17 protein-coding genes are annotated in these 21,276 nt (G+C 70.2%); 10 read left to right on the top strand and 7 right to left on the bottom strand.

Annotated elements, in window-relative coordinates; genetic code table 11:
* Positions 1-111: 111 nt before the first annotated feature.
* Positions 112-687 carry a hypothetical protein gene (locus OG219_RS01480; RefSeq protein ID WP_266822005.1) on the bottom strand — a complete coding sequence of 192 codons (576 nt, stop codon included), beginning with the start codon at positions 685-687 and terminating at the stop codon, positions 112-114.
* A gap of 242 nt (positions 688-929) precedes the next feature.
* Between OG219_RS01480 and OG219_RS01475 the strand changes: the two genes are divergently transcribed.
* Positions 930-1,148, top strand: a complete 219-nt coding sequence (locus OG219_RS01475) for a hypothetical protein (protein WP_266822003.1) — start codon at positions 930-932, stop codon at positions 1,146-1,148.
* Positions 1,149-1,272: 124 nt separating this feature from the next.
* Complete coding sequence (locus OG219_RS01470; protein WP_266822001.1) at positions 1,273-2,268, top strand: nitroreductase family protein; 996 nt, start codon at positions 1,273-1,275, stop codon at positions 2,266-2,268.
* 265 nt (positions 2,269-2,533) lie between these two features.
* On the opposite strand, the gene OG219_RS01465 is transcribed toward OG219_RS01470, so the two are convergent.
* Positions 2,534-2,929, bottom strand: coding sequence for an STAS domain-containing protein (locus OG219_RS01465; RefSeq protein ID WP_266821999.1), 396 nt, complete (start codon positions 2,927-2,929; stop codon positions 2,534-2,536).
* 409 nt (positions 2,930-3,338) lie between these two features.
* Between OG219_RS01465 and OG219_RS01460 the strand changes: the two genes are divergently transcribed.
* The 4 genes from OG219_RS01460 to OG219_RS01445 all read left to right on the top strand — a co-directional run bounded on the left by OG219_RS01460 (position 3,339) and on the right by OG219_RS01445 (position 8,349).
* A complete protein-coding gene (locus OG219_RS01460; protein WP_266835965.1) occupies positions 3,339-3,779 on the top strand; it encodes a pyridoxamine 5'-phosphate oxidase family protein in 441 nt (146 codons plus the stop codon).
* A 370-nt stretch (positions 3,780-4,149) separates the two neighbouring features.
* The gene (locus OG219_RS01455; RefSeq protein WP_266821996.1) at positions 4,150-4,635 is read left to right on the top strand and encodes a hypothetical protein; all 486 of its coding nucleotides are present in this window, start codon (positions 4,150-4,152) and stop codon (positions 4,633-4,635) included.
* Positions 4,636-4,638: 3 nt separating this feature from the next.
* Positions 4,639-5,562, top strand: a complete 924-nt coding sequence (locus OG219_RS01450; protein WP_266821994.1) for a carbamate kinase — start codon at positions 4,639-4,641, stop codon at positions 5,560-5,562.
* Between the two features lie 429 nt (positions 5,563-5,991).
* Positions 5,992-8,349, top strand: a complete 2,358-nt coding sequence (locus OG219_RS01445; RefSeq protein WP_323183255.1) for a PAS domain S-box protein — start codon at positions 5,992-5,994, stop codon at positions 8,347-8,349.
* A gap of 306 nt (positions 8,350-8,655) precedes the next feature.
* Here the strand turns inward: OG219_RS01445 and OG219_RS01440 are convergent, their stop codons facing one another.
* On the bottom strand, positions 8,656-9,870 hold the full coding sequence (locus OG219_RS01440) for a globin domain-containing protein (RefSeq protein ID WP_266821990.1): 1,215 nt from the start codon (positions 9,868-9,870) through the stop codon (positions 8,656-8,658).
* A 299-nt stretch (positions 9,871-10,169) separates the two neighbouring features.
* Between OG219_RS01440 and pflB the strand changes: the two genes are divergently transcribed.
* The gene (pflB, locus tag OG219_RS01435) at positions 10,170-12,431 is read left to right on the top strand and encodes a formate C-acetyltransferase (RefSeq protein WP_266821988.1); all 2,262 of its coding nucleotides are present in this window, start codon (positions 10,170-10,172) and stop codon (positions 12,429-12,431) included.
* Between the two features lie 65 nt (positions 12,432-12,496).
* A complete protein-coding gene (pflA, locus tag OG219_RS01430) occupies positions 12,497-13,222 on the top strand; it encodes a pyruvate formate-lyase-activating protein (protein WP_266835964.1) in 726 nt (241 codons plus the stop codon).
* A gap of 358 nt (positions 13,223-13,580) precedes the next feature.
* Here the strand turns inward: pflA and OG219_RS01425 are convergent, their stop codons facing one another.
* From OG219_RS01425 to OG219_RS01410, 4 genes are all read right to left on the bottom strand, one after another.
* A complete protein-coding gene (locus OG219_RS01425; protein ID WP_266821986.1) occupies positions 13,581-14,099 on the bottom strand; it encodes a pyridoxamine 5'-phosphate oxidase family protein in 519 nt (172 codons plus the stop codon).
* 252 nt (positions 14,100-14,351) lie between these two features.
* On the bottom strand, positions 14,352-17,024 hold the full coding sequence (adhE, locus tag OG219_RS01420; RefSeq protein WP_266821984.1) for a bifunctional acetaldehyde-CoA/alcohol dehydrogenase: 2,673 nt from the start codon (positions 17,022-17,024) through the stop codon (positions 14,352-14,354).
* A gap of 232 nt (positions 17,025-17,256) precedes the next feature.
* Complete coding sequence (locus OG219_RS01415; RefSeq protein WP_266821982.1) at positions 17,257-17,982, bottom strand: CBS domain-containing protein; 726 nt, start codon at positions 17,980-17,982, stop codon at positions 17,257-17,259.
* Positions 17,983-18,602: 620 nt separating this feature from the next.
* Positions 18,603-19,028 carry a hypothetical protein gene (locus OG219_RS01410; RefSeq protein WP_266821980.1) on the bottom strand — a complete coding sequence of 142 codons (426 nt, stop codon included), beginning with the start codon at positions 19,026-19,028 and terminating at the stop codon, positions 18,603-18,605.
* A gap of 373 nt (positions 19,029-19,401) precedes the next feature.
* On the opposite strand from OG219_RS01410, the gene OG219_RS01405 reads away from it, so the two are divergent.
* A complete protein-coding gene (locus OG219_RS01405; RefSeq protein WP_266821978.1) occupies positions 19,402-20,310 on the top strand; it encodes a universal stress protein in 909 nt (302 codons plus the stop codon).
* 94 nt (positions 20,311-20,404) lie between these two features.
* Positions 20,405-21,262, top strand: a complete 858-nt coding sequence (locus OG219_RS01400) for a universal stress protein (protein WP_266821976.1) — start codon at positions 20,405-20,407, stop codon at positions 21,260-21,262.
* Positions 21,263-21,276 lie beyond the last annotated feature (14 nt).

Here is a 21,276-nt window from a genome sequence, read left to right as displayed (position 1 = left end):
ACCGTCCTTGTATGCCGCGTGGCGCTTCTCCGTCTTCTCCTCCCAGCCTCCGCCGACGCGACAGCACCTGCCAGAGCCGGTCGGCCCCTGTATCGGCCGACCGGCCCCGGGTCAGGTGGTTCTGCGCTGCCACTGCGGTCCGACCTGGTCCCACTCCCGGCCCCATTGTTCGTAGCGTCGCTGGTCGAGCCGGCACCGTGCGACGCGCCCGGTTCCGAACGCCAGGCCGCCGAAAGCGAGCGCGGCTGCGGTACCCAGGACGCTTGCCTCGAGGGCTGCCTCGCCGGCAGTCAGCGGCTCCGCGGTGAGGTTGCCCTGCCCGTTCGTCCAGACCAGCACCTTCGATCCGGCCCTGTGCCCGGATTCCACCGCGGTGCGGCCGGTGCGCGTGGAGCCGTCCGAGGCCGCCCAGCGGACCTTGGCCCAGGCGCGGCCGTCGCTCACTCTCTCCGTCGTCGTCTCCGCCTGCGTACTGTCGACGAGCACGGCCTCGACGGACTGCCGCTCCGCGCGGACCTGTGCGAAGGACTCATCGGCGGCAAGGGCCGTCACCGTGCCGACGAGCGTGCCGCCCAGCGCGATGACCGTCCACACGGCCAGCACGATCCATGCTTCGGCGACGTCGTCGCGTCGTCGCAGAGGATTGCTCCGCCACCGCCACAGCCTCGTGCGCTTCACCTTGTGCATCGGACCGCACCTCCTTCTCGTCGTCACGGGCAGAAAGGTGGCATCCGGGAACGCGCCGGGGCAGGGGCCGATGGGACGCCTTCGCAGGGTCGTTCGGGGTCCAGACGTATCCGGCAGTGGGCCGTTCAGCCCTGGTCCGCGGGGGCGGGACGGGCGTCGGGCGGCTGGGGAGGCGGCGGACCGGATGCCGATGGGCCCGGCATGCCCCGGACTCCTGCCATCTCGGTGCGGGAGGCACTCCGGTGCTTCTGCCCGACGACGACGCGGACGGGTGCGCGGTCGGTGAACCTTCGGCGTTTGCCGGACTTGAGATGGTCGGCGAGGCCACCACCGCCGAACAGGTGCTGCTCCAGGGGCTCCCGCCGGCTGTCCGAAGACGGTTCCCGGTGGCGGAGTCGAGCGGGACCGCAGTGATCGCCGGTCGGTCGGACCCGCCCGGCTCCTCGGACTCCCCGCGCTGAATGTCGCGTTGGGTCCGTACGGACCCCGGTGAGGGACCACCGGCCCCTCGCGACGCTGCCCTTGGACTCGCAGGATCGGAGGACAGCAAAGCCTGTCCGATGCCAGTCCGGAGAGGAGGGCATCATGCACTCCGCGACTCTTGACGCCGCGACCTTGGAAGCCTTCATTACGGCCGCGGTCGCCGCGCCTTCGATCTTCAACACCCAGCCGTGGCGCTACCGCCTGGAGCCCGAGACCGTCTCGCTCCAGGTATGGGCGGCCACGGAACGAGGCCTGCGGCACACGGATCCCACGGGCCGCGCTCTGCACATCTCGGTGGGCGCGTCCGTCTTCAACCTCCGTGTCGCGGTCCACCACTTCGGCTGGTCCCCTGTCACCCGCCTGCTGCCCCGCCCCGAGGACCCCGGACTGCTCGCCACCGTGCGCCTGGCGGCTCCCTTCTCCCGGCTCACCGCGGGACACCGCTCGGACCTCTACGAGGCGATCACGCGCAGGCACAGCAGCCGGTTGCCCTTCTCAGGGAAGCCGCTGCCCCCGCACGTACAAACCGAACTCGTCGAGGCCGCACACGGGGAGGGAGCCCTGCTCACCTTCCCCGCGTACAGCGAAGCGGACCGCTTGCTCCGACTGACCATGGAGGCCGAACACCGCAACAGGAGCGAACCCGATCGCGGCGCGGAGAGCCGCCGCTGGATACACCCTGACCTGTACGAGTCCACGGACCTGGGTCTCCCGCAGTCGGCACTGGGCCCGCAGGACGCGCACGAGCGACTCGCCATGCGAGATTTCACCGCGCAACGGCATGCGGAGCGACTGCCGGCCCAGCCCTTCGAGTCCAAGCCAGTGATCGCGCTGCTGACCACCGAGCACGACCGCCGTGCCGACTGGCTGCGGGCAGGGCAGGCGCTGGAACACGTCCTGCTGGTCGCGACGGCCCATGGCCTTCGCGCGTCCCTGCTGCACCAGCCGATGGAATGGCCCGACCTGCGGAGGTCCCTGAGCCGGGCACCCGCACAGATGCTGATCCGCCTGGGATACGGCCCGGCCGGCCCCGCCACCCCGCGCCGCGCCGCGCACGAGCCGTCCGATACCGGACTGCCGGACCAACAAGGCAGCTGAGACCGACCGGCTGCCCGACGGGATCGCCCGGCGAGGCGGAGCCGGCAGTGAGGCGGCGTCCTTCGGCCCGGCCACCACCAGCAGGGCACCCGGGGCGCCTGCACCGGCATGCTGCCGTTCTTCTTCGCAGCCTGTTTCACGGGATTCGCCCGGCGACACCGAGGGGGCGCGCTCTGGTTTGCCGCGTACCTGCCACCGGCCGTTGGCGCACGCTGAGCCTGCCCGGTCCGTGGCGCCGTGCTGCTCGACGATGTCTGCCCGCTGGTCAGCCGGCCGTCGCCGACGTGACGTCGCCTGCACCCTCCTCACGGAAGAGAGCGTCGGGAAGGCGGGGGTACACGTCGAAGGCGTGGGCCAGATCGGTGAGGCGCAGCATCCACAGGATGCGCGCGCTGGTGGTCACGAGCAGCAGTCGGCCGCCCTGGTCCAGAGCGCGGTTCCGGGCGCGGCACAGGGCGGCCAGACCGCGGCAGTCGATGAAGGTCACGGATCGCAGGTCCAGCACCAGCTCGGGGTTCGGGCCGGACGTCAGGGCATCGAGGCGTGCCGATGCGGTCGGCGCGGTGTGGATGTCGATCTCGCCACGCAGTTCCACGACCGTGGTGCTGCCGACGACACGTTCGCGCAGGCAGGGCGCGGACTGGATCCGGGATTCGTTCATGGGCCTCAGGCAAGCCCGGACGACGGGGCGGACGGAAGGGCCGTTCGGTCCCTTTGAGTGGTCTTCGGGCGCTGTTCCTCGCGGGACGTGGGCCTTGATGAGGAGTGGACCATTCGGCACGCCGTTGACCGGCGTCGTCGGGCAACCAGGCCGGCGAGCCCTGCTCGGTGACCTCTCGTGACGGTTCGCAGTCTTCGTCTTGGCGGTGCGGCGGTGTTCCAGGAGCCAGGACGCTGTCGGCGGACCCCGAGTTTCCCGGGTCCTCCTCGGGCTTCGGCGTCTTGGGCCGACCGTCGAGGCCGCCGGGGTCACTCTCCGGCCGTCCTGGACCGGTGGGCCCTCGTCCCCGGCCCCTTCGCCGGTCAGCATGAAACGCATACCGCTGTACCGCGTGAAAGTTGGTCCGCTGATGTATCCCAACGACGGTTTCCGCGAACTCGACCGGCAGGAGTGCCTGCGCCTGCTGGCCAAGGCACCTGTCGGCCGCGTCGTCCACACTCGTCACGCCCTGCCCGCGGTCCTGCCGGTCAACTTCAGCCTGGACCCTGATTCCGCGGTTCTGCTGCGCACTGCGGCGGATTCCGAACTGTCCCGAGCGATCGACGGTGTGGTGGTCGCCTTCGAAGCGGACGAGGTCGACGCCGTCGCGCACTCCGGCTGGAGCGTCGTCGTCACAGGCCGGGCCACGGTGGTGACCGATCCCGCCGAGCACGGCCGTCTGTCCCGGACCGGTCCAAGTTCCTGGGTCCCCTCGCCAGAGGAGGTCTTCATACGCATCGCGGCCGAGCTGGTCACCGGCCGTGCACTCGTCGGCGGACGCACGCTGTACGGGGTGGATCTCTCGTCCTGAGCGCCTGAACTCCGCGTACGGCTCGTATGGGACTTGCCAATGTGGTCTGAGGGGCCGGTGCATCTGGTGGCCCCGCTGAACCATGCCCTGGTGCCGTTTCGTCTCTTGGACAACGCCATCACCGGTGCCGTATCCGGGCGGTGTCTGTCTGCCCCCGCACCGCGCATGTGGTGGCGATGCGGGCTGCCGTCCCGGCGAGAACCAGCGCCGTGCTGTGCCCGGCCACCGCGGGGCCGTTCGGGACGAGGCCGTAGGGACCAATGGTCCCTCGGCAGAGGACGGGTGGCCACTGACCACGGTCGCTTCCCCGCAGCAGGATCGGTTGCAGATCAACTCCCCTGGGGGAGCCGCCAGATCAAGGAGTGCAGCCATGCCCGCGTGGGAGCACTGCTCAGCATGGGCGTACGGATCGCCGCCCTCCAAGGCGCTGGCGCCCAGGCCCAGCCTGCTCGCCGACCGCCGCTCGCCCGGCGAGCGCGGCGGGGCCGTCATCATCTTCACCGAGGACGTTGGAACAGGCGTGCGTCACGCCGACGCCCAGCACACCGGTGTCTGGGTCTCGTTGGGCGAACCCGCCGGCACCTGGCGGGAGCGCATCGAGCTGCTACCCCAGTGTCAGGTCGACGACAAGACGATCGCGGCGACCGGTAACGCGGACATCAAGTTCACGCACCGACTGCCGGCCCTGTACGACCACCACACCCGGCTGTGCCGCGAACCGCTCCACACCTACGGCCTGGTCGGGCTCGATGTTGCCGACGAGGTCTCCTCCTCGCCCGCCTCCTTTGTCGCCGACCAGGCGGAGAACCGGCCGCACACCATCAAGGCCGGGCTCGTCGCCGGCCTGGAGGACTGAGCCATGCGCATCGTCGTCGCCCTCGGCAACAACGCCCTCTTGCGCAGGGGAGAACGCCCGGGCGCGGAGGTCCAGCGGGACAACATCGACCGGGTGGCCACCGCCCTCGCGGCTCTCGCCCATGAGAACGAACTCGTCATCACCCATGGCAACGGGCCCGAGATCGGCGTGCTCGCCGTCGAAAGCGCCGCCGACCCCGCGCTGAGCGCCCCCTGTCCGCTGGACCTGCTCGGCGCCCAGACCCAGGGCATGATCGGATCGATGTTGGCCCGCACCCTGCGCAACGCCCTGCCGGGGCGGCGTATCGCCGCACTGGTCACCCATACCGTGGTCCGAGCCCACGATCCCGCCTTCGACCGTCCCACCAAGTTCGTCGGCCAGGTGTACCCCCGGAAATGGGCACAGTCACTCGCCCGCGATCACGGCTGGTACGTCGCCGAGGACACCAGCGGCTGGCGCCGCGTCGTCGCCTCCCCGCAGCCCGAGCGGATAGTGGAGACTGACACCGTCCACGACCTGCTCACCTGCGGAACTGTGGTCATCTGCGCGGGCGGCGGAGGCATCCCCGTCACCGCCGACAACGACACCGGCGGGCTGAGCGGAGCCGAAGCCGTCATCGACAAGGACCTCACCGCGGCCCTGCTCGCCGAGGACCTCGAAGCCGACTTCCTTCTCATCCTCACCGACGTTCCGAACATCTACGCCGACTACGGCACCCCGGACCAGCGGCCCGTCCTCGACGCCACGCCCGACGAACTGCGTCACAGCGGTTTCCCCGACGGCTCGATGAAGCCCAAGGCGGAGGCGGCCGCCCGCTTCGTCGAACGCACGGGAGGCGTGGCCGCGATCGGGGCTCTCGACGCCGCGTACGACATCGTCCACGGCACCTCCGGCACCCTCGTACGGCCCGAACTGCCCATCATCTAGGGACCGGTCGGCCAGGCCTCAAGGTGTAGAGGGAGACATGAGCCGGATACGCCCGTGGCCCGCCATGGGGTGATCCTGGAGCCGCCTACCACGTCAGCTGCGTAGGCCGCGGCAGTTCGGGCGCGACCAACGCCTTGGCGAAGGTGAGGTGACCACCCCTTACCTGGCCTGTACAGCGACTGCGCCGGCCGGACGCGATCGCGATGAGGTCCTGGACGGAGCGGCCAAGCCGACCGGTCCAATGACGGGACGACGAAGGGGCCGCCCTCGCGGAGGTACGCGCCGTCAGAGGGGCACCGTTCAGGCCGTCGCCGACACTCTGGGGGACACGACCCAGACGGTCACCGGAGGCGCTGTCGATGCACACGTTCGACCGTTGTGAGGCCAGTAAGCGACATGTCGCAGTAGACGCAGTACAAGTGCGCTGGGATGGCCCGATTCACGTTGAGCGGCACGTCTGGGGCGGACATGGATGATTTTGTCGGAGTGGCGTCGGTTCGACCCGTCGATGTGGCGGTCCAGGAACAGTGCCAGTGCGGTGTTGAGCCTCATAAGAGCAGGCCGGGAGGTGCCGAGGAGCGGTTCCGCGGCCTGTTGGAGGCGGCGCCGGATGCCATGGTGATCGTGGATGACGCCGGAATCATCAAGTTGGTCAATGCCCAGACCGAGGCCTTGTTCGGCTACCCGCGTGAGGAACTCCTGGGCCATCCTGTCGAGTTGCTCGTTCCCGGTCGCTTCCGGGCCCACCATGCCCTGCATCGTGACGGCTACTCCGACAACCGCCAGGTACGCCCCATGGGCGCCGGACTCGACCTCCACGGCCTGCGCAAGGACGGCACCGAGTTCCCCGTCGAGATCAGCCTCAGCCCCCTGGAAACCACCGACGGCCTCCTCGTCTCCGCCGCCGTCCGCGACGTCAGCGACCGCAAAGCCGCCGAGGAGCGGTTCCGCGGCCTGTTGGAGGCGGCGCCGGATGCCATGGTGATCGTGGATGACGCCGGAATCATCAAGTTGGTCAATGCCCAGACCGAGGCCTTGTTCGGCTACCCGCGTGAGGAACTCCTGGGCCATCCTGTCGAGTTGCTCGTTCCCGGTCGCTTCCGGGCCCACCATGCCCTGCATCGTGACGGCTACTCCGACAACCGCCAGGTACGCCCCATGGGCGCCGGACTCGACCTCCACGGCCTGCGCAAGGACGGCACCGAGTTCCCCGTCGAGATCAGCCTCAGCCCCCTGGAAACCACCGACGGCCTCCTCGTCTCCGCCGCCGTCCGCGACGTCAGCGAACGAAAACGGGCCGAGGAACGCATCAACGAACTCGCCGCGCTCGTGGAGTCCTCCCAGGACGCGATCCTCGCCAAGACCCTCGACGGCCACATCACCTACTGGAACGCCGCCGCCCAACGGATGTACGGCTACACCCGGGCCGAGGTCATGGGTCGACACGCGTCCGTGCTCGCCCCGCCCGAACGCAGGGACGAGATCGACGCGCTCCTGGACCAGCTGCGCGATGGCGAGAAGATCGAACACTTCGAGACCCTGCGTCTCACCCGCTCCGGCGGCCTGCTGGATGTCGACATCACCCTGTGGCCCACCCGCGCCGAGGACGGCACAGTCATCGGCGCGTGCGCCATCGTCCGCGACGTCAGCGACCGCAAGCAGGCCGAGGCGGAACTGACCATCCTGTACGAGCAGCAGCGGCACATCGCCCTCACCCTGCAGCGCAGTCTTATGGGAACCCCGCCCGCCATCCCGGGCCTGACCACCGCCAGCCGCTACCGGCCCGCCACCCAGGGGGCTGGGGTCGGCGGAGACTGGTTCGACCTCATCCCACTCGGGGCCGGCCGGGTCGGTGTCCTGATCGGCGACGTGATGGGCCGCGGACTGGAAGCAGCCGCTGTCATGGGCCAGTTGCGCTCCGCCGCCCACGCCCTGGCCAAGACCGGCATGCAGCCCCGCCAGCTCATGCAGGCCCTGGACACCTGCGTCGCCGACCTGGACGTCCCCGATCAGCTGGTCACCTGCTGCTATCTGGTCATCGCCGCCGACGCAGGCGAGGTCACGATCTGCTCGGCCGGCCATCTGCCCACCCTGATCGCCACCCCCGGCGAGGGCGCCCGGGCACTGCCTGCGCCGGTGAACGCGCCCCTCGGCGTTGGCGACATCCTCTACCAGCAGTCCAGCGCCGTCATCCCGCCCGGCGCCACCCTCGTGCTCTACACCGACGGTCTGATCGAGACCCCCGGAAGCGACATCGGGGACCAACTCGCCCAGCTCACCACCGCGCTGAGCGATCTCTTCGCCACCACCCCCGACCTGGAAGCCGCCGCCGACCACATTCTGGCCACCCTGCTGCCCGACGCCGAGGCCCACAACGACGACGTCACCCTGCTGCTGACCCGGCTGCCCGATGCGCCGCTGGCCGCAGTCACCACCGAACTGTTCGCTGTCCCCGACTCCGTGCCCGAAGGCCGCGCCTTCCTCACCAAGGCCCTCTCCACCTGGAACTGCACCGCGACCGCGGACGACGCGCGCCTCCTGCTCTCGGAGATCCTGACCAACGCCGTCCAGCACGCCCAGGGACCCATCGGCCTGCACGTCTGCCGCACCGACACCGAGCTGACCGTCGAGGTCAGCGACCGCAGCCCGCATCTGCCCCAACCCCGCCCAGCGGCCGAGGACGAGGAATCCGGTCGCGGGCTGATTCTGGTCCGCGCCCTCGCCGACAGCTGGGGTGTGCGTCCCACCGACGAGGGCAAGACGACCTGGTTCACCCTCCAGCTGTAGAGCTGTGGTGCGGCGATTCGCAGCCCGTTCGCCGTCGCCGAACCGGCGCACTTCCAAAGGCCGGGGGGACTTCTACTGGTTCTCCCGAGCCCCACACCACGGCGAAGGACACAGGCCACGGCGCTCAGCTCCTGGCCCGGACACCGTTGCCCCGGACCCGGCCGCACGCGACCTGCGGGTGTACTCCAGGCTCTCCTCGTCCACGTTTCCGTTGGCGCGCAGCCACACCGAGGCCCTGGGCCCGGGACTTGGCGCTGGTCATCACGAGATTGACCAGGGGGTTCTTCGCCGGAGCGGACGAGGTGCTCAGGCTGCTGTGCCGGGCAGCCACAGGTCGGGGCCGAAGACCTCGTACCGGATGTTCCGCGCCGGGATCCCGGCGGTGAGGAGACGTCCGCGCACGTTCCGCATGAACGGCAGCGGGCCGCACAGATACACCGTGGCCTCCTCGGGCAGTTCGATCCCGTCGAGATCCATCAGGCCGGCCTGGGCGTCGGGTTCCTGCAGGCCGGGCTGTTGGTACCAGAACACGGCGCGGGCCTGCGGCAGTTGCTCGACCAACTCACGGGTCTCGGCGCGCAGGGCGTGCTCGGCGGGTGAGCGATCCGCGTGCAGGACCAGGACTGGGCGGGTGGAGCCGATGGCGGTGAGATGAGCCAGCATGCCCGCCATAGGGGTGCAGCCGATGCCCGCGGAGACGAGCACGAGCGGGGCGGTGGCGTCGGCGGGGTCGTCGAGGGCGATGTCGCCGAAGGGTGCCGAGAGCGTCAGTTCGTCTCCGGCGCAGACCCTCTCGTGCAGCAGGTTGGAGACTTCACCGTCCGGCGCTCCGACCTCTCCGGTGACCCGTTTGACGGTGATCCGCCGCAGGTCGTCGCCGGGGGCAGAGGACAGGCTGTACTGGCGCAGCTGGTGCACTCCGTCGGGCATCCGGACCCGCACGCTCACGTACTGGCCCGCCCGTGCGGGAAGAGAGGGTTCGTCGTCTGCCGGACGGAGCAGGAAGGACACCGCGTCCGGCGTCTCGGGGCGGCGCTCGACGACCGTCCACTGCCGCCAGGCCCGGCCCGCTTCCACGCCCGCGTCCTGGTACAGCCGGGCCTCCTGGGCGATCAGGGCGCCGGCCATCAGCCAGTACACCTCGTCCCAAGCGGCCGCCACCTCTGGGGTGACCGCGTCGCCCAGTACCTCGGCTATGGCGCCGAACAGGTACTTGTGCACGATCGTGTACTGGTCCTCGGTGACGCCGACGGCGGCGTGTCTGTGCGCGATACGCGCCAGCAGGGCGTCGGGCCGGATGTCGGGTTCGTCGAGCAGTGCTGTGGCGAAGCCGGCGATGGAGCCCGCCAGAGCGCGGCGCTGAGCCCCGCTGGCCTGGTTGCCCCGGTTGAACATCCCGTCGAGCAGCTCCGGGCGGTCGCGGAACATCGCGCCGTAGAAGCGGGTGGTGATCTCGTCGAGCGCTCCGGCCACGGCGGGCAGCGTGGCCCGCACGACGGCGGCGGATTCTGCGGACAGCATGGAGCCTCCCGGACAGGGGGTGAGAGGGGGAAGCCGCCGCATCTCAAAGGGCGGCTGTGTTCTGTGTAGCAGGCACCCGACCGTGTTTCGGGCTCGTTTCGCCGCTCCGGGTGAAGAGGGGCCGAACGGCCCCATCGATTCGGGCACATCGGCCCCAGGGACCCGCGCTGATCAGGGCCGGACGGCGCCGCACGGGACTCCCGACGGCCCTGCCCGCGGCCGCCGCCGCGGACGAGCATCGACAGTGAAGGCGTCCGTGGGATCCCGCGGACGGTGTCGTGAGGTATGCGGAGGCAGTGATGACGACGGTGGCCCCGGCAGGCGTGGAAGCACCCGTGTCCGCGTGGCGTGGCTTTACGGGTGGGCGTTGGCTCGACCGTGTCGACGTGCGTGACTTCATCCAGGCCAACTACGCGCCCTACGAGGGGGATTCGGACTTCCTGGCCGGCCCGACCGAGCGAACCCTCGCGGTCTGGGGCAAGGTCAGCGCGCTGTTCCCGGAGGAGCGGCGCAAGGGAATCCTTGACGTCGACCCGGGTACCCCGTCCACCATCACCTCGCATCGGCCGGGCTTCGTCGACCGGGACCGTGAGCTGATCGTCGGCCTGCAGACCGACGCCCCGCTCAGGCGGGCCATCATGCCCAACGGCGGCCTGCGGATGGTCGAGAACAGCCTGAAGGCGTACGGCTACAGGCTCGACCCCTTCGTCGCTCGTGTGTTCGGGACCTACCGCAAGACCCACAACGACGGCGTCTTCGACGCGTACACGCCCGAGATGCGCGCTGCCCGCAAGGCCGGGATCATCACCGGTCTGCCGGACGCCTACGGCCGCGGCCGGATCATCGGCGACTACCGGCGTGTCGCCCTGTACGGCACGGCACGCCTGATCGAAGTCAAGCAGGCCGAGCTGGCCTTGCTGGATGCGCAGCCCTCCAGCCCGGACATCATCCGTGACCGTGAGGAACTCGCCGAGCAGATAAGGGCGTTGGGCGAGCTGACGCGGATGGCGGCCACGTACGGCTGTGACGTCTCCCGTCCCGCCACGACCGCCCGTGAGGCCGTGCAGTGGCTCTACCTCGGCTATCTCGCGGCGGTGAAGGAGCAGAACGGTGCCGCGATGTCGCTGGGCCGCACCTCGACCTTCCTGGACGTCTACCTCCAGCGCGATCTGGACGAGGGCCACATCGACGAGACCCGCGCCCAGGAGCTGATCGACGACTTCGTGATCAAGCTGCGGATCGTACGGTTCCTGCGCACCCCCGAGTACGATGCGCTGTTCTCCGGCGACCCGACCTGGGTCACCGAGTCCATCGGCGGCATCAGCACGGACGGACGCACGCTGGTCACCCGCACCTCCTTCCGCTTCCTGCAGACCCTCTACAACCTCGGCCCCGCCCCCGAGCCCAACCTCACCGTGCTCTGGTCGCCCCGACTGCCGGACGGCTTCAAGCGGTTCTGCGCCCAGGTCTCCATCGACACCAGTGCCGTCCAGTACGAGTCCGACGAACTGCTGCGGCCGTGCACCGGCGACGACACCGCGATCGCCTGCTGCGTCTCGGCGATGGCGGTCGGGCAGCAGATGCAGTTCTTCGGGGCACGGGTCAACATGGCCAAGGCCCTGCTGTACGCGATCAACGGTGGCCGCGACGAGGTCACCGGCGAACGGATCGCCCCCGAGGCGCCCGCGTTGACCGGCGAGTACCTGGAGTACGAGGAGCTGGCGGCGGCGTACGACCGCACGCTGGACTGGCTGGCCGCCACCTACGTGAACACGCTGAACGTCATCCATTTCATGCATGACAAGTACGCCTACGAGCGCATCGAGATGGCCCTGCACGACCACCCGGTGCACCGCTTCATGGCCTGCGGAATCGCCGGCCTCTCGGTGGCGGCCGACAGCCTGTCCGCCGTGAAGTACGCCCGGGTGAAGGTGATCCGGGACGACACCGGTCTGGCCGTGGACTACGAGATCGAGGGCGACTACCCGGCGTACGGCAACAACGACGACCGTGTCGATTCCATCGCGGTCGACCTGGTGAAGTCCTTCATGGCAAAGGTCCGCGAGCACCCCACCTACCGGGATGCCGAGCACACCCAGTCGGTGCTGACCATCACCTCCAACGTCGTCTACGGCAAGCACACGGGCAACACCCCGGACGGACGCCGCGCCGGACAGCCCTTCGCCCCCGGCGCCAACCCCATGAACGGCCGTGACCGCCACGGGGTGGCCGCATCCGCGCTCTCGGTCGCCAAGCTCCCCTACGAGCAGGCCCGTGACGGCATCTCGCTCACCACGACGATCACCCCGGAGGGGCTGGGGCACGCACCCGCCGAGCGCGCCGGCCATCTGGTCGGCATCCTCGACGCCTACACGGCCTCCGGCGGCTTCCACATGAACGTCAACGTGCTGGACCGGGCCACGCTGGAGGACGCGATGGAACACCCGGAGAGGTACCCGGAGTTGACCATCAGGGTCTCCGGGTACGCCGTCAACTTCGTCCGCCTGACCCGCGAGCAGCAGCTCGACGTGATCAGCCGCACCTTCCACGGCGCGCTGTGAACACCGGCTGCCCCACTTCGGCCCCGGGCCCGGCATCCGCCGCCGGGCCCGGGGCCGACGGGTCCCTGACCGGCCGAATCCACTCCTGGGACCTGTCCACCGGCGTCGACGGCCCCGGCACCCGGTTCGTCCTCTTCGTCAGCGGCTGCCCGCTGCGCTGCCTGTACTGCGCCAACCCCGACACCTGGCACATGCGCGACGGCCGTCAGGCCACAGTCGACGAGATTATGGGGAGGATCGAGAAGTACCGGACCTTCATCCAGGCCGCGGGCGGCGGCGTGACGATCAGTGGCGGCGAGCCGCTGCTCCAGGCGGGTTTCACCGCGGAGATCCTGCACCGCTGCAAGGAAACAGGACTGCACACCGCCCTCGACACCTCCGGCTTTCTCGGCGCCCGCGCCACCGACGAACTCCTCGCCGATACCGACCTCGTGCTGCTGGACATCAAATCCTTCGACATCCGCGCCTACCAGAAGCTGACCGGCGGCCAGCTCGCCCCCACCCTCTCATTCGCGACGCGTCTGGACCGGCTCGGTGTCCCTGTCTGGATCCGCTATGTCCTCGTTCCCGGCTGGACCGACGACGAGAGTGCCGTGGAGGGCCTGGCCGCCTTCCTGGCCGGCAAGGGCAACGTCGAGCGCGTGGACGTGCTGCCCTTCCACAAGCTGGGCGCCGGCAAGTACGAGGCGCTGGGTATCCCCTTCCCGCTGCGCGACAGCCCCACGCCGGACCCCGCCCTGGTGACACGCGTGTGTCAACAGTTCCGCGCCCACGGTCTCCGCGCGGACTGACACCGACCGGGCCCGATGGGCCGAACGGGGCCGCGTGTTGGTGCCGTTGGTCCGGGACCAGGGCCCACCGTCCGCTGCCGTACCGAACCACCTCGGAGCGCCGCGCATCGCGCGCGGAGGACGGTACGAGCGTGTTCGGGCCGCTCGCATGGCTGCCTGCTGCTGCCTTTTGGTCAACTGCCGCACCCCGGCAGGGCCTTGGGTACGGGATCAGGCGATGTCGTCGTGGACGGGACGATGTTCGTTCCGGCTCGTGGCTTCAGTCGTGTACGAACCGCGCGCGGGTGGGTGGACCTTGGGGCGTCCGTGACCGTTGCCTCGTGTGTGTCGCCAGAGGAAGGGTGACGTGCGTCCGGAGTCAACCCAACAGGCCGAGAGCTGTGCCCCTGCCGGACGCTTCAGGCGCGGGGCCACCGCCTTGGGCGGGGTGGGGCGCGGCGGTGAGTCGGATGCCGGTGATCAGGTCGGGGCGGATGCGGACCGCGTAGTCCATGGTCTGGTTCGCCCAGGGGTGCAGCATCGCCCGGTAGCGGGCCAGTTCGTCCGGGTCGGTGACCAGGTGGGCGTAGCCGGTGGCCACGACGCTCCAGCCGAGGTGGGTGTGGGGGTCGATGGAGTCGGCCTCGTAGGCGACGACGACACCTTCACCGCTGGCGTGCCCGGTGTGCGCGGTCAGGGCCGCGCCCTCGTGGGTGCGGATGATGATGTCGCCGTCGTCCAGGACGTGGTTGACCGGGCGGATGGTCGGGAGCGCGTGCTGGGTGAAGACGATCCTGCCCAGCGAGACGCTGCCCAGCAGTTTGAGGGCTTCGGAGCTGTCGAGCTCGACGCTCTGGCGCGGTCCGACCGCGGGCGGCTGGGCATTCTTGGTTGCCATGATGAACTTCCGTATGGATTCGTCGCTCACTACGTGTCTCCGACCCGCACAGCGAGACCTTCGAACCGCCCGCCCCTGCTGCGACGGCTGGTGAGCCGGTACGGCATGGTCGTCCTCCTTTGGGCGGGCTGAGAGTCTGTTACGGCATACGGAGTGACAGAGGGGCCGTGCGCGCGGCCGGAGGCCTCCATCGAACGGTGGTTGATCGTGCAGCGCCAGGGCCGTTCGGCCTCTGCTGCGGTCCGGCCGACCCTATTCAGCGGCGGTGTCTTCCTCGCCGTGGAAGGCCGCGCGCATGATCTGCTGCATGTCGTCGAGCATGGGCATGCGGGGGTTGGCGGGAGCGCACTGGTCCTCGTAGGCGTTGAGGGCCTGTTGGGACAGGGCGTCGAGGAAGGTCCGCTCGTCGATGCCGAGGGCGTGGAAGGACGGTTCGATGCCGACGGCGTCGCGGAGACGTTCCACGGCTGCGGCGAGGGATTCGACGCCTTCGGCCGGGGTGTCGGCGGGCAGGCCGAGGGTGCGGGCGATCTCCTGGAAGCGTTCGGGGGCGCGGTAGTTCTCGTACTTCGGCCAGCCTGTGAGCTTGGACGGTATGGACCCGTTGTAGCGGATGACGTGCGGCAGCAGTACCGCGTTCGTACGCCCGTGGGCGATGTGGAACGTGGCCCCCAGGGTGTGGGACATGGCGTGGACGATGCCGAGGAAGGCGTTGCCGAAGGCCATGCCGGCGATGGTCCCGGCGTTGTGCATCTTCTCCTGAGCCTCGGGGCTGCCCGCCCGGTCGTTCACGGCTGCTTCGAGGTTGGCGAAGATGAGCCGGATGGCGTGCAGGGCGGGGCCGTCGGTGAAGTCGTTGGCGTAGACCGACACGTACGCCTCGATGGCGTGGGTGAGGGCGTCGAAGCCGCTGTCGGCCGCGAGGGCCGGGGGGAGGTCGGCGGTGAGCAGCGGGTCGATGATGGCCACGCTGGGGGTCAGGGCGTAGTCGGCCAGCGGGTACTTCTTGCCGGTCGCGGGGTCGGAGATGACGGCGAACGGGGTGACCTCGGCGCCGGTGCCGGAGGTGGTGGGGATGCACACCAGGCGGGCGCGTTCGCCGAGGACGGGGAAGCGGAAGGCGCGCTTGCGGATGTCGGAGAACTTCTGCCGCATGTCGGCGAAGTCCAGGTACTTGCCGGCGGCCTGCTGCTCGTACAGCAGCCACATCACCTTCGCCGCGTCCATCGGCGAGCCGCCGCCCAGCGCGATGATGGTGTCCGGGCGGAACTCCCGCATCAGGCGGGCGCCGCGTTGCACGGAGTCGATGCTCGGCTCGGGCTCGACGTTGTCGATGACCTGGACGGTCACCGGCTCGTGGCGGCGCTGCAGCACGCGGCTGATGCGGTCGACGAAGCCGAGGCGGGTCATGGTCGCGTCGGTGACCACGGTGACGCGGTGCACGTCCGGCATCGAAGCGAGGTAGCGGATGGACCCCGGCTCGAAGTAGATCTTCGGCGGGACTTTGAACCACTGCAGGTTGTTGTGGCGGGTGGTGACCCGCTTGACGTTCAGCAACTGCGCGGCGGAGACGTTGTTGGACACCGAGGTGCTGCCCCATGAGCCGCAGCCCAGCGTCAGCGACGGCAGCAGGCTGTTGTAGATGCCGCCGATCGCGCCCTGCGAGGAGGGGGAGTTGACGATGACCCGTACGGTCTTCATACGCATGCCGTACGCCTCCGCGAGCGCGGGGTCCTCGGTGTGGATGACGGCGCTGTGGCCCTGCCCGTGGAAGGCGACCATGTCGGCTGCCAGATCGAAGCCCTGCCGCTGCGAGCCGGCGCGCAGCACGGTCAGCACCGGGCACAGCTTCTCCCGGGTCAACGGCTCGTCCGGGCCGACCCGGTCGGCCTCGACGAGGATCAGCGAGGTGCCCTCAGGCACGCTGAACCCGGCCCGCTGGGCGATCCACTGCGGGCTCTGGCCGACGGCCGCCGCGTTGACCTTGGGCTCGCAGCCTCTGCTCGAGGTGTCGGCGGGAAAGAGGAACGTCTCCAGCTTCACCTTCTCCTCGGCCGTGGCGAGGTGGGCGTGGAGCGTACGGAATTCGGCGAGTGCCGCGTCGTAGATCTCGGTGTCCAGGATGACGGCCTGCTCGGAGGCGCAGATCATGCCGTTGTCGAACGTCTTGGACAGCACCAGGTCGTTGACGGCCCGACGCAGCTTCGCGGTCTTGTGGACGTACGCCGGGACGTTGCCGGCGCCGACACCGAGGGCGGGCTTTCCGGCCGAGTACGCGGCCTTCACCATGCCGTTGCCCCCGGTCGCCAGGATCAGCGACACCCCCGGGTGGTTCATCAGGGTGCCGGTCGCCTCGATGGACGGCTCCTCGATCCACTGCACGCAGTGCTCCGGCGCGCCTGCGGCGACGGCCGCGTCCCGCACGATGCGGGCCGCCTCGGCGCTGCAGCGCTGGGCGGAGGGGTGGAAGGCGAAGACGATCGGGTTACGGGTCTTCAGCGCGATCAGCGCCTTGAAGATGGTGGTGGAGGTCGGGTTGGTGACCGGGGTGACCGCGCACAGCACGCCGACCGGCGCCGCGATCTCGATCATGTCGTCGATGTCGTCGCGGGCGATGACGCCGACCGTCTTCATCCGGCCCATGCTGTGGGTGACGTGTTCGCACGCGAACATGTTCTTGGCGGCCTTGTCCTCGAAGACACCGCGGCCGGTCTCCTGCACGGCGAGCAGGGCCAGTTCGGTGTGCCGGTCCAGGGCAGCCACCGAGGCCTTCTTCACGATGTGGTCGACCTGCTCCTGGGTCAGCGACTCGTTGTCGGCAAGCGCCTTGAGGCCATTGGCGACAAGCCGGTCCACAGCTATGGCGGTCTCGGACGGCCCGCTGCCGGGAGTGGTGGTGCGGGTGCGGTCGTCCTGTCCGGTCATGGTGAATGCGCCTCCGTCGTCGAGTTCCGCAGCGTGGGTGGGGAGCGGCGCCGCGGGGGATCGGTACCGCTCCCAACACCACAGTCACTCCTGGCGGCCCCCGCCACCCAGGTGCCGATGGTCCCTGCTGGGTCCCGACCGGCCCTCGCCCGCCGGACTGGACGGCCCGCACTGTCGAGGTGTGCCGGGACGGCCATCGTCCCGGCGGCACGCCGCCGAAGCGGCGTCGCGGTCACCGCTCGGGGAGCCAGTGGTGGGCGATCCGGCGCGAGGGGTGTTTCTCGGGCGGGTGGGTGTCGTCGATGCGGAAAGTGAGGCTGTTCATCACGCCCACGACGCCGTCCACCCGCCAGGTCAGCTGGACCACCAACGGGATGTCACTGCGGCGTTCCAGGCGTCCCTCCAGCGTGGCCAGACCGTCGTGGACGGAGACGATGACGGTGTAGGGCGGCAGGCACATGGCACGGGTCAGGACCTCGTCGATGACCTCCTGGCGGATTTCCTCGTCCGTTCGCAGGAAGACCCGCAGCAGGTCGCGGCGGGTGGCGATGCCGATCAGCCGGTCCTCCTCATCGACCACGGGCAGCCGTTCGATGTGGTGACGCTCCATCACCCGGGCCGCGTCCGCGACGCTCTGCTCCGGGTGCACAGTGATCGCGGGTGTCGACATCAGCTGCCCCGCGATCGTGGCGCGCGCCTTGGCGGTCGCAAGCCGCGCCTTGCGGCGCAGCGCGGGGAGCCGGAAGCGGGGTCCCCGGTCCCGTTCGGCCTTGGCCGCCTGTCGGCGTATCAGATCGGTCTCGGAGATCACGCCCACGACCTTGTCGTCGGCGTCCACCACCGGCAGCCCGCTGATCCGGTGCCGGTCCAGCAGCCACGCCACATCCTTGAACGGCGTCTCCCGGCGAGCGCCAACGACCTCACTGGTCATCACCTCGCCGACCTTGCAGGCCTTCATGGCTGTCTGCCTCCTCCACCGGTTCAAGCTCTTCAGCGGAGCGCGACCGGTGCGCTATCGGTACGACCCCTGCGGGCCGACCCGGATCCCCGCCGGGCGTCGCGCCCCTGAGGTGTGCACCGGGGGCTGGAACTCGCGGGTCCGAACGGCCGGTTCGGCCGCTGATGTCCCTTCGGACGGTCCCGGGCAGCCGGCCCCTCGATGCCCCTTCAGCCTCTCGTGCAAGGGGTTGAGGGGGCAGGGGCCGACTGTCCCGAGCCCCCGGGCCGAACCGCCCCCGCGTCGGCCGGCCCCTGGTAGGCCCGACGGGCCCGCCACGACGAAGACCCGAAGTGTGCACGGCGGCCGACTCACCGTGGCGCGTGGAGCGGCGGAGGGAGGCGCAACCTCCAGCCGGCGCGGGGCAGTCGCCGCTCACCGCCGCCACGACGGCACCCGCGGAAGGAGCTACAGCCATGCGAACCCCAGACAGAAGTCCGCGACGGTCCGCAGCCCGAAGCAGTGAGCGTGGCTGTAGTTCGGTATACGAGCTCCGCTCACCTGCTCAGCGTGGTTCGCGGCGGGCATCGGGAACGGACACGGGGGAACTGTGCCCCGCAGAGACTCCTGCCCCGGAGGGATCACGCCGAGTGCGCGTCCAACTGTCCCGCCTCGCCGCCCGCGGAGCCTTCGCCCGGCTGCCCACCGCGCCAGGGCGGGGCGGCCGGCCGCCGGCCGACGCTCCCTTCGTGGACGGCCCGCTCCACCTGGCGGCGCAGCCGGTCCTGTAGCCGGTCGGTGACTTCCCGGCTGGTGGCGTCCTGCGCGTGAACGACCACGACGGTGCTGCCCACCCGGAGGTCGGCCACGGCCGACCACGGGTGCTCGGCGTGATGGGCTGCCGCCTTGGCGATCCTGACCTCGCCGGTGACCGCCGACAGCCCGGCCCTGTTCAGGACCGCGTCGATCTTGGTCCGGACGTACGCGAGGACCTCCTCATCGACCTCCCCTTCGGCTCGCACTCGCACGGCGGGGGTTTCGCGGGCACTGGTTTCCCTGGCAGTCATCCGGACCACTCCTTCTCGTTCGTGCTTCGTGTCGGCTCCAGCCTTTCCGCCGACGCTCGCCGGCCCCCAGGGCCGACCGGCCCTGATCGGGCCCGACCGAGGCGCCGATGGTCCTCGGAGCCGGGCTCGTCGTGACCCGTCATCTGCTGAGACGCGATCGGTCGACAGGCCCCGGCGGGGTCTGAAGGACCAATCGCGCGCGAGCCCGTCCGGGTCCCGGCGGAGCCCAGTAAAGGGAAGGGGCGGGGGAGAGGACCACGGCCCGACTCCGGGCCGAAGGGCCCAGGGAAAGGGCCTGCCCGGCCCCTGCACACCATCCGGTGCTCGTACCACGCTCGACGGAGGACATACGGACACCGAGGAGGCGCAGGTCATGGATCGACACGTTGCCGCGGGGATCGACGGTTCCCCCGAAAGCCTCGCCGCCGCGCACTGGGCGGCCCGGGAAGCACTGCGCCGCGGCGCAGAGCTTCAGCTGGTACACGCCTGGCAGTTGCACCCGCGTCCCGCCGCCTACGTGCCCGCGGACATGACCGAGCGTGGCTGGGCCCGGCACATTCTGGCTGAGGCGTCGAACAGCGTCCGCGCCGCGCACCCCGGGCTGCGCATCGTCGATCAGCAGGTGAAGGACTCGCCGGTCGCCGCACTGCTCGCGGCGGCCGAGCGGGCCGAGCTGCTGGTGCTCGGATCCCGCGGGCTCGGCGGTGTCGCGGGTTTCCTGCTCGGCTCGGTGTCCGCGAGGGTCGTCGCCAGGTCGTTGCGCCCCGTGGTCCTGGTACGCGCGGGCGAGAGCTCCGCCGACGAACACTTCCCGGCCCCGGACGGCGTCTCCCCGGACGAGATCCCCGAGATCCCGTACCGCGATGTCGTCCTCGGCCTCGACACCGGTCAACCTTGCGACGAGCTGATCGAGTTCGCCTTCGAGACCGCCCGGCGCTGCAGCTCCGTGCTGCGCGTGATCCACACCTTCAGTGCCCCGCCGGGATACGCCACCGCCGACCGGGTCGCCCCGCAGCCCGGCCCGGAGCTGCTCGCGGAGCACGAACACGCTGTCGTCGCGACACTGCGCCCGTGGTGCGAGAAGTTCCCCGAGGTCACCGTCACCGAGAGCGTCGCCGAGGGCCGGGCGGCCACGGTACTGACCCGCGCCGCGGCCGGCGCGGCCCTCGTCGTCGTGGGCCGTCGGACACGGGACGGCCGTCTCGGTGTCCACACCGGTCCGGTCACCCACGCGGTGCTGCATCACGCCGGCTGCCCCGTCGCCGTTGTCCCGCACGCCTGAACGGAGCCCGAACCCGGACTCCATCCGCTTCATCCACGACACCGGCCCTGAGAACACGACTGAGCAACTGACCAAGGGAAGGCAGGAAACGGACATGGCCACCCGTCATGTGACCGTCGGCGTGGACGGCTCACTCATCGCCGTACGGGCGTTGGACCGGGCCGCCGAGGAGGCAGCTCTTCGTGGCACCGGTCTGGAGATCGTGTACGCCGTGTCCGACCTCGACGAGGCCGGACCGGTGCTGGCCTCCGCCGTCTCGCGGGTACGGAAACGTCACCCCGGCCTTTCGGTGACAGCCGTGCCCGTCGTGGGCCACCCCGCGCAGATGTTGGCTGCCCTCGGCCGGAGCGCGGCGCTGACCGTTGTCGGCACGCGCGGTTTCGGCGGGGTCACGGGGCTGCTGTTCGGCTCGGTGAGCATGCGCCTGGCAGCACACACCGACTGCCCGCTACTCGTCGTACGAGGGGACCACCGGCCCAGCGGACACGGCGAGGTGTTACTCGCCATCGAGAGCGATGCCGACGCCGACGCGGCGGCGTACGCCTTCGCGGAGGCGGAACGCCGCGGCGCCCGGTTGTGGATTCTGCACACGCGGACCCAACGCCAGCCGGCTCCCGAGGCGCCGACCCCGGTGCTCGCGGGCCGGACGGCACGGATGCAGGACGGCATCGGCCAGCGCACCAGTGCCGAGAAGGCTGCGGCCGGTCATGCCGTGGCAGCGCTCCAGGAGAAATACCCGCAGATCGGGATCGAGACCCGCAACGTCGGATCCGGCACGGCACACGCCCTGCTGCAGGCGACTCGCGCGGTCGACGTCGTGGTCATCGCCGCCCACCGTCGGCCCGAAAGGCTCGGCCTGCGCCTGGGCCCCGTACCCCACGCTCTGCTGCACCGTGCGCACTGCCCGGTCGTCCTCGTTCCCGACGGGCGGCACGACGAGTCCCACACCTGAGCAGGACACCGCCG

It is taken from the genome of Streptomyces sp. NBC_00038 (assembly GCF_026343635.1).
Lineage (GTDB): Bacteria > Actinomycetota > Actinomycetes > Streptomycetales > Streptomycetaceae > Streptomyces.
Note: the sequence above shows the minus strand (reverse complement) of the source record. Positions and strands in the feature narration are given on the sequence as shown.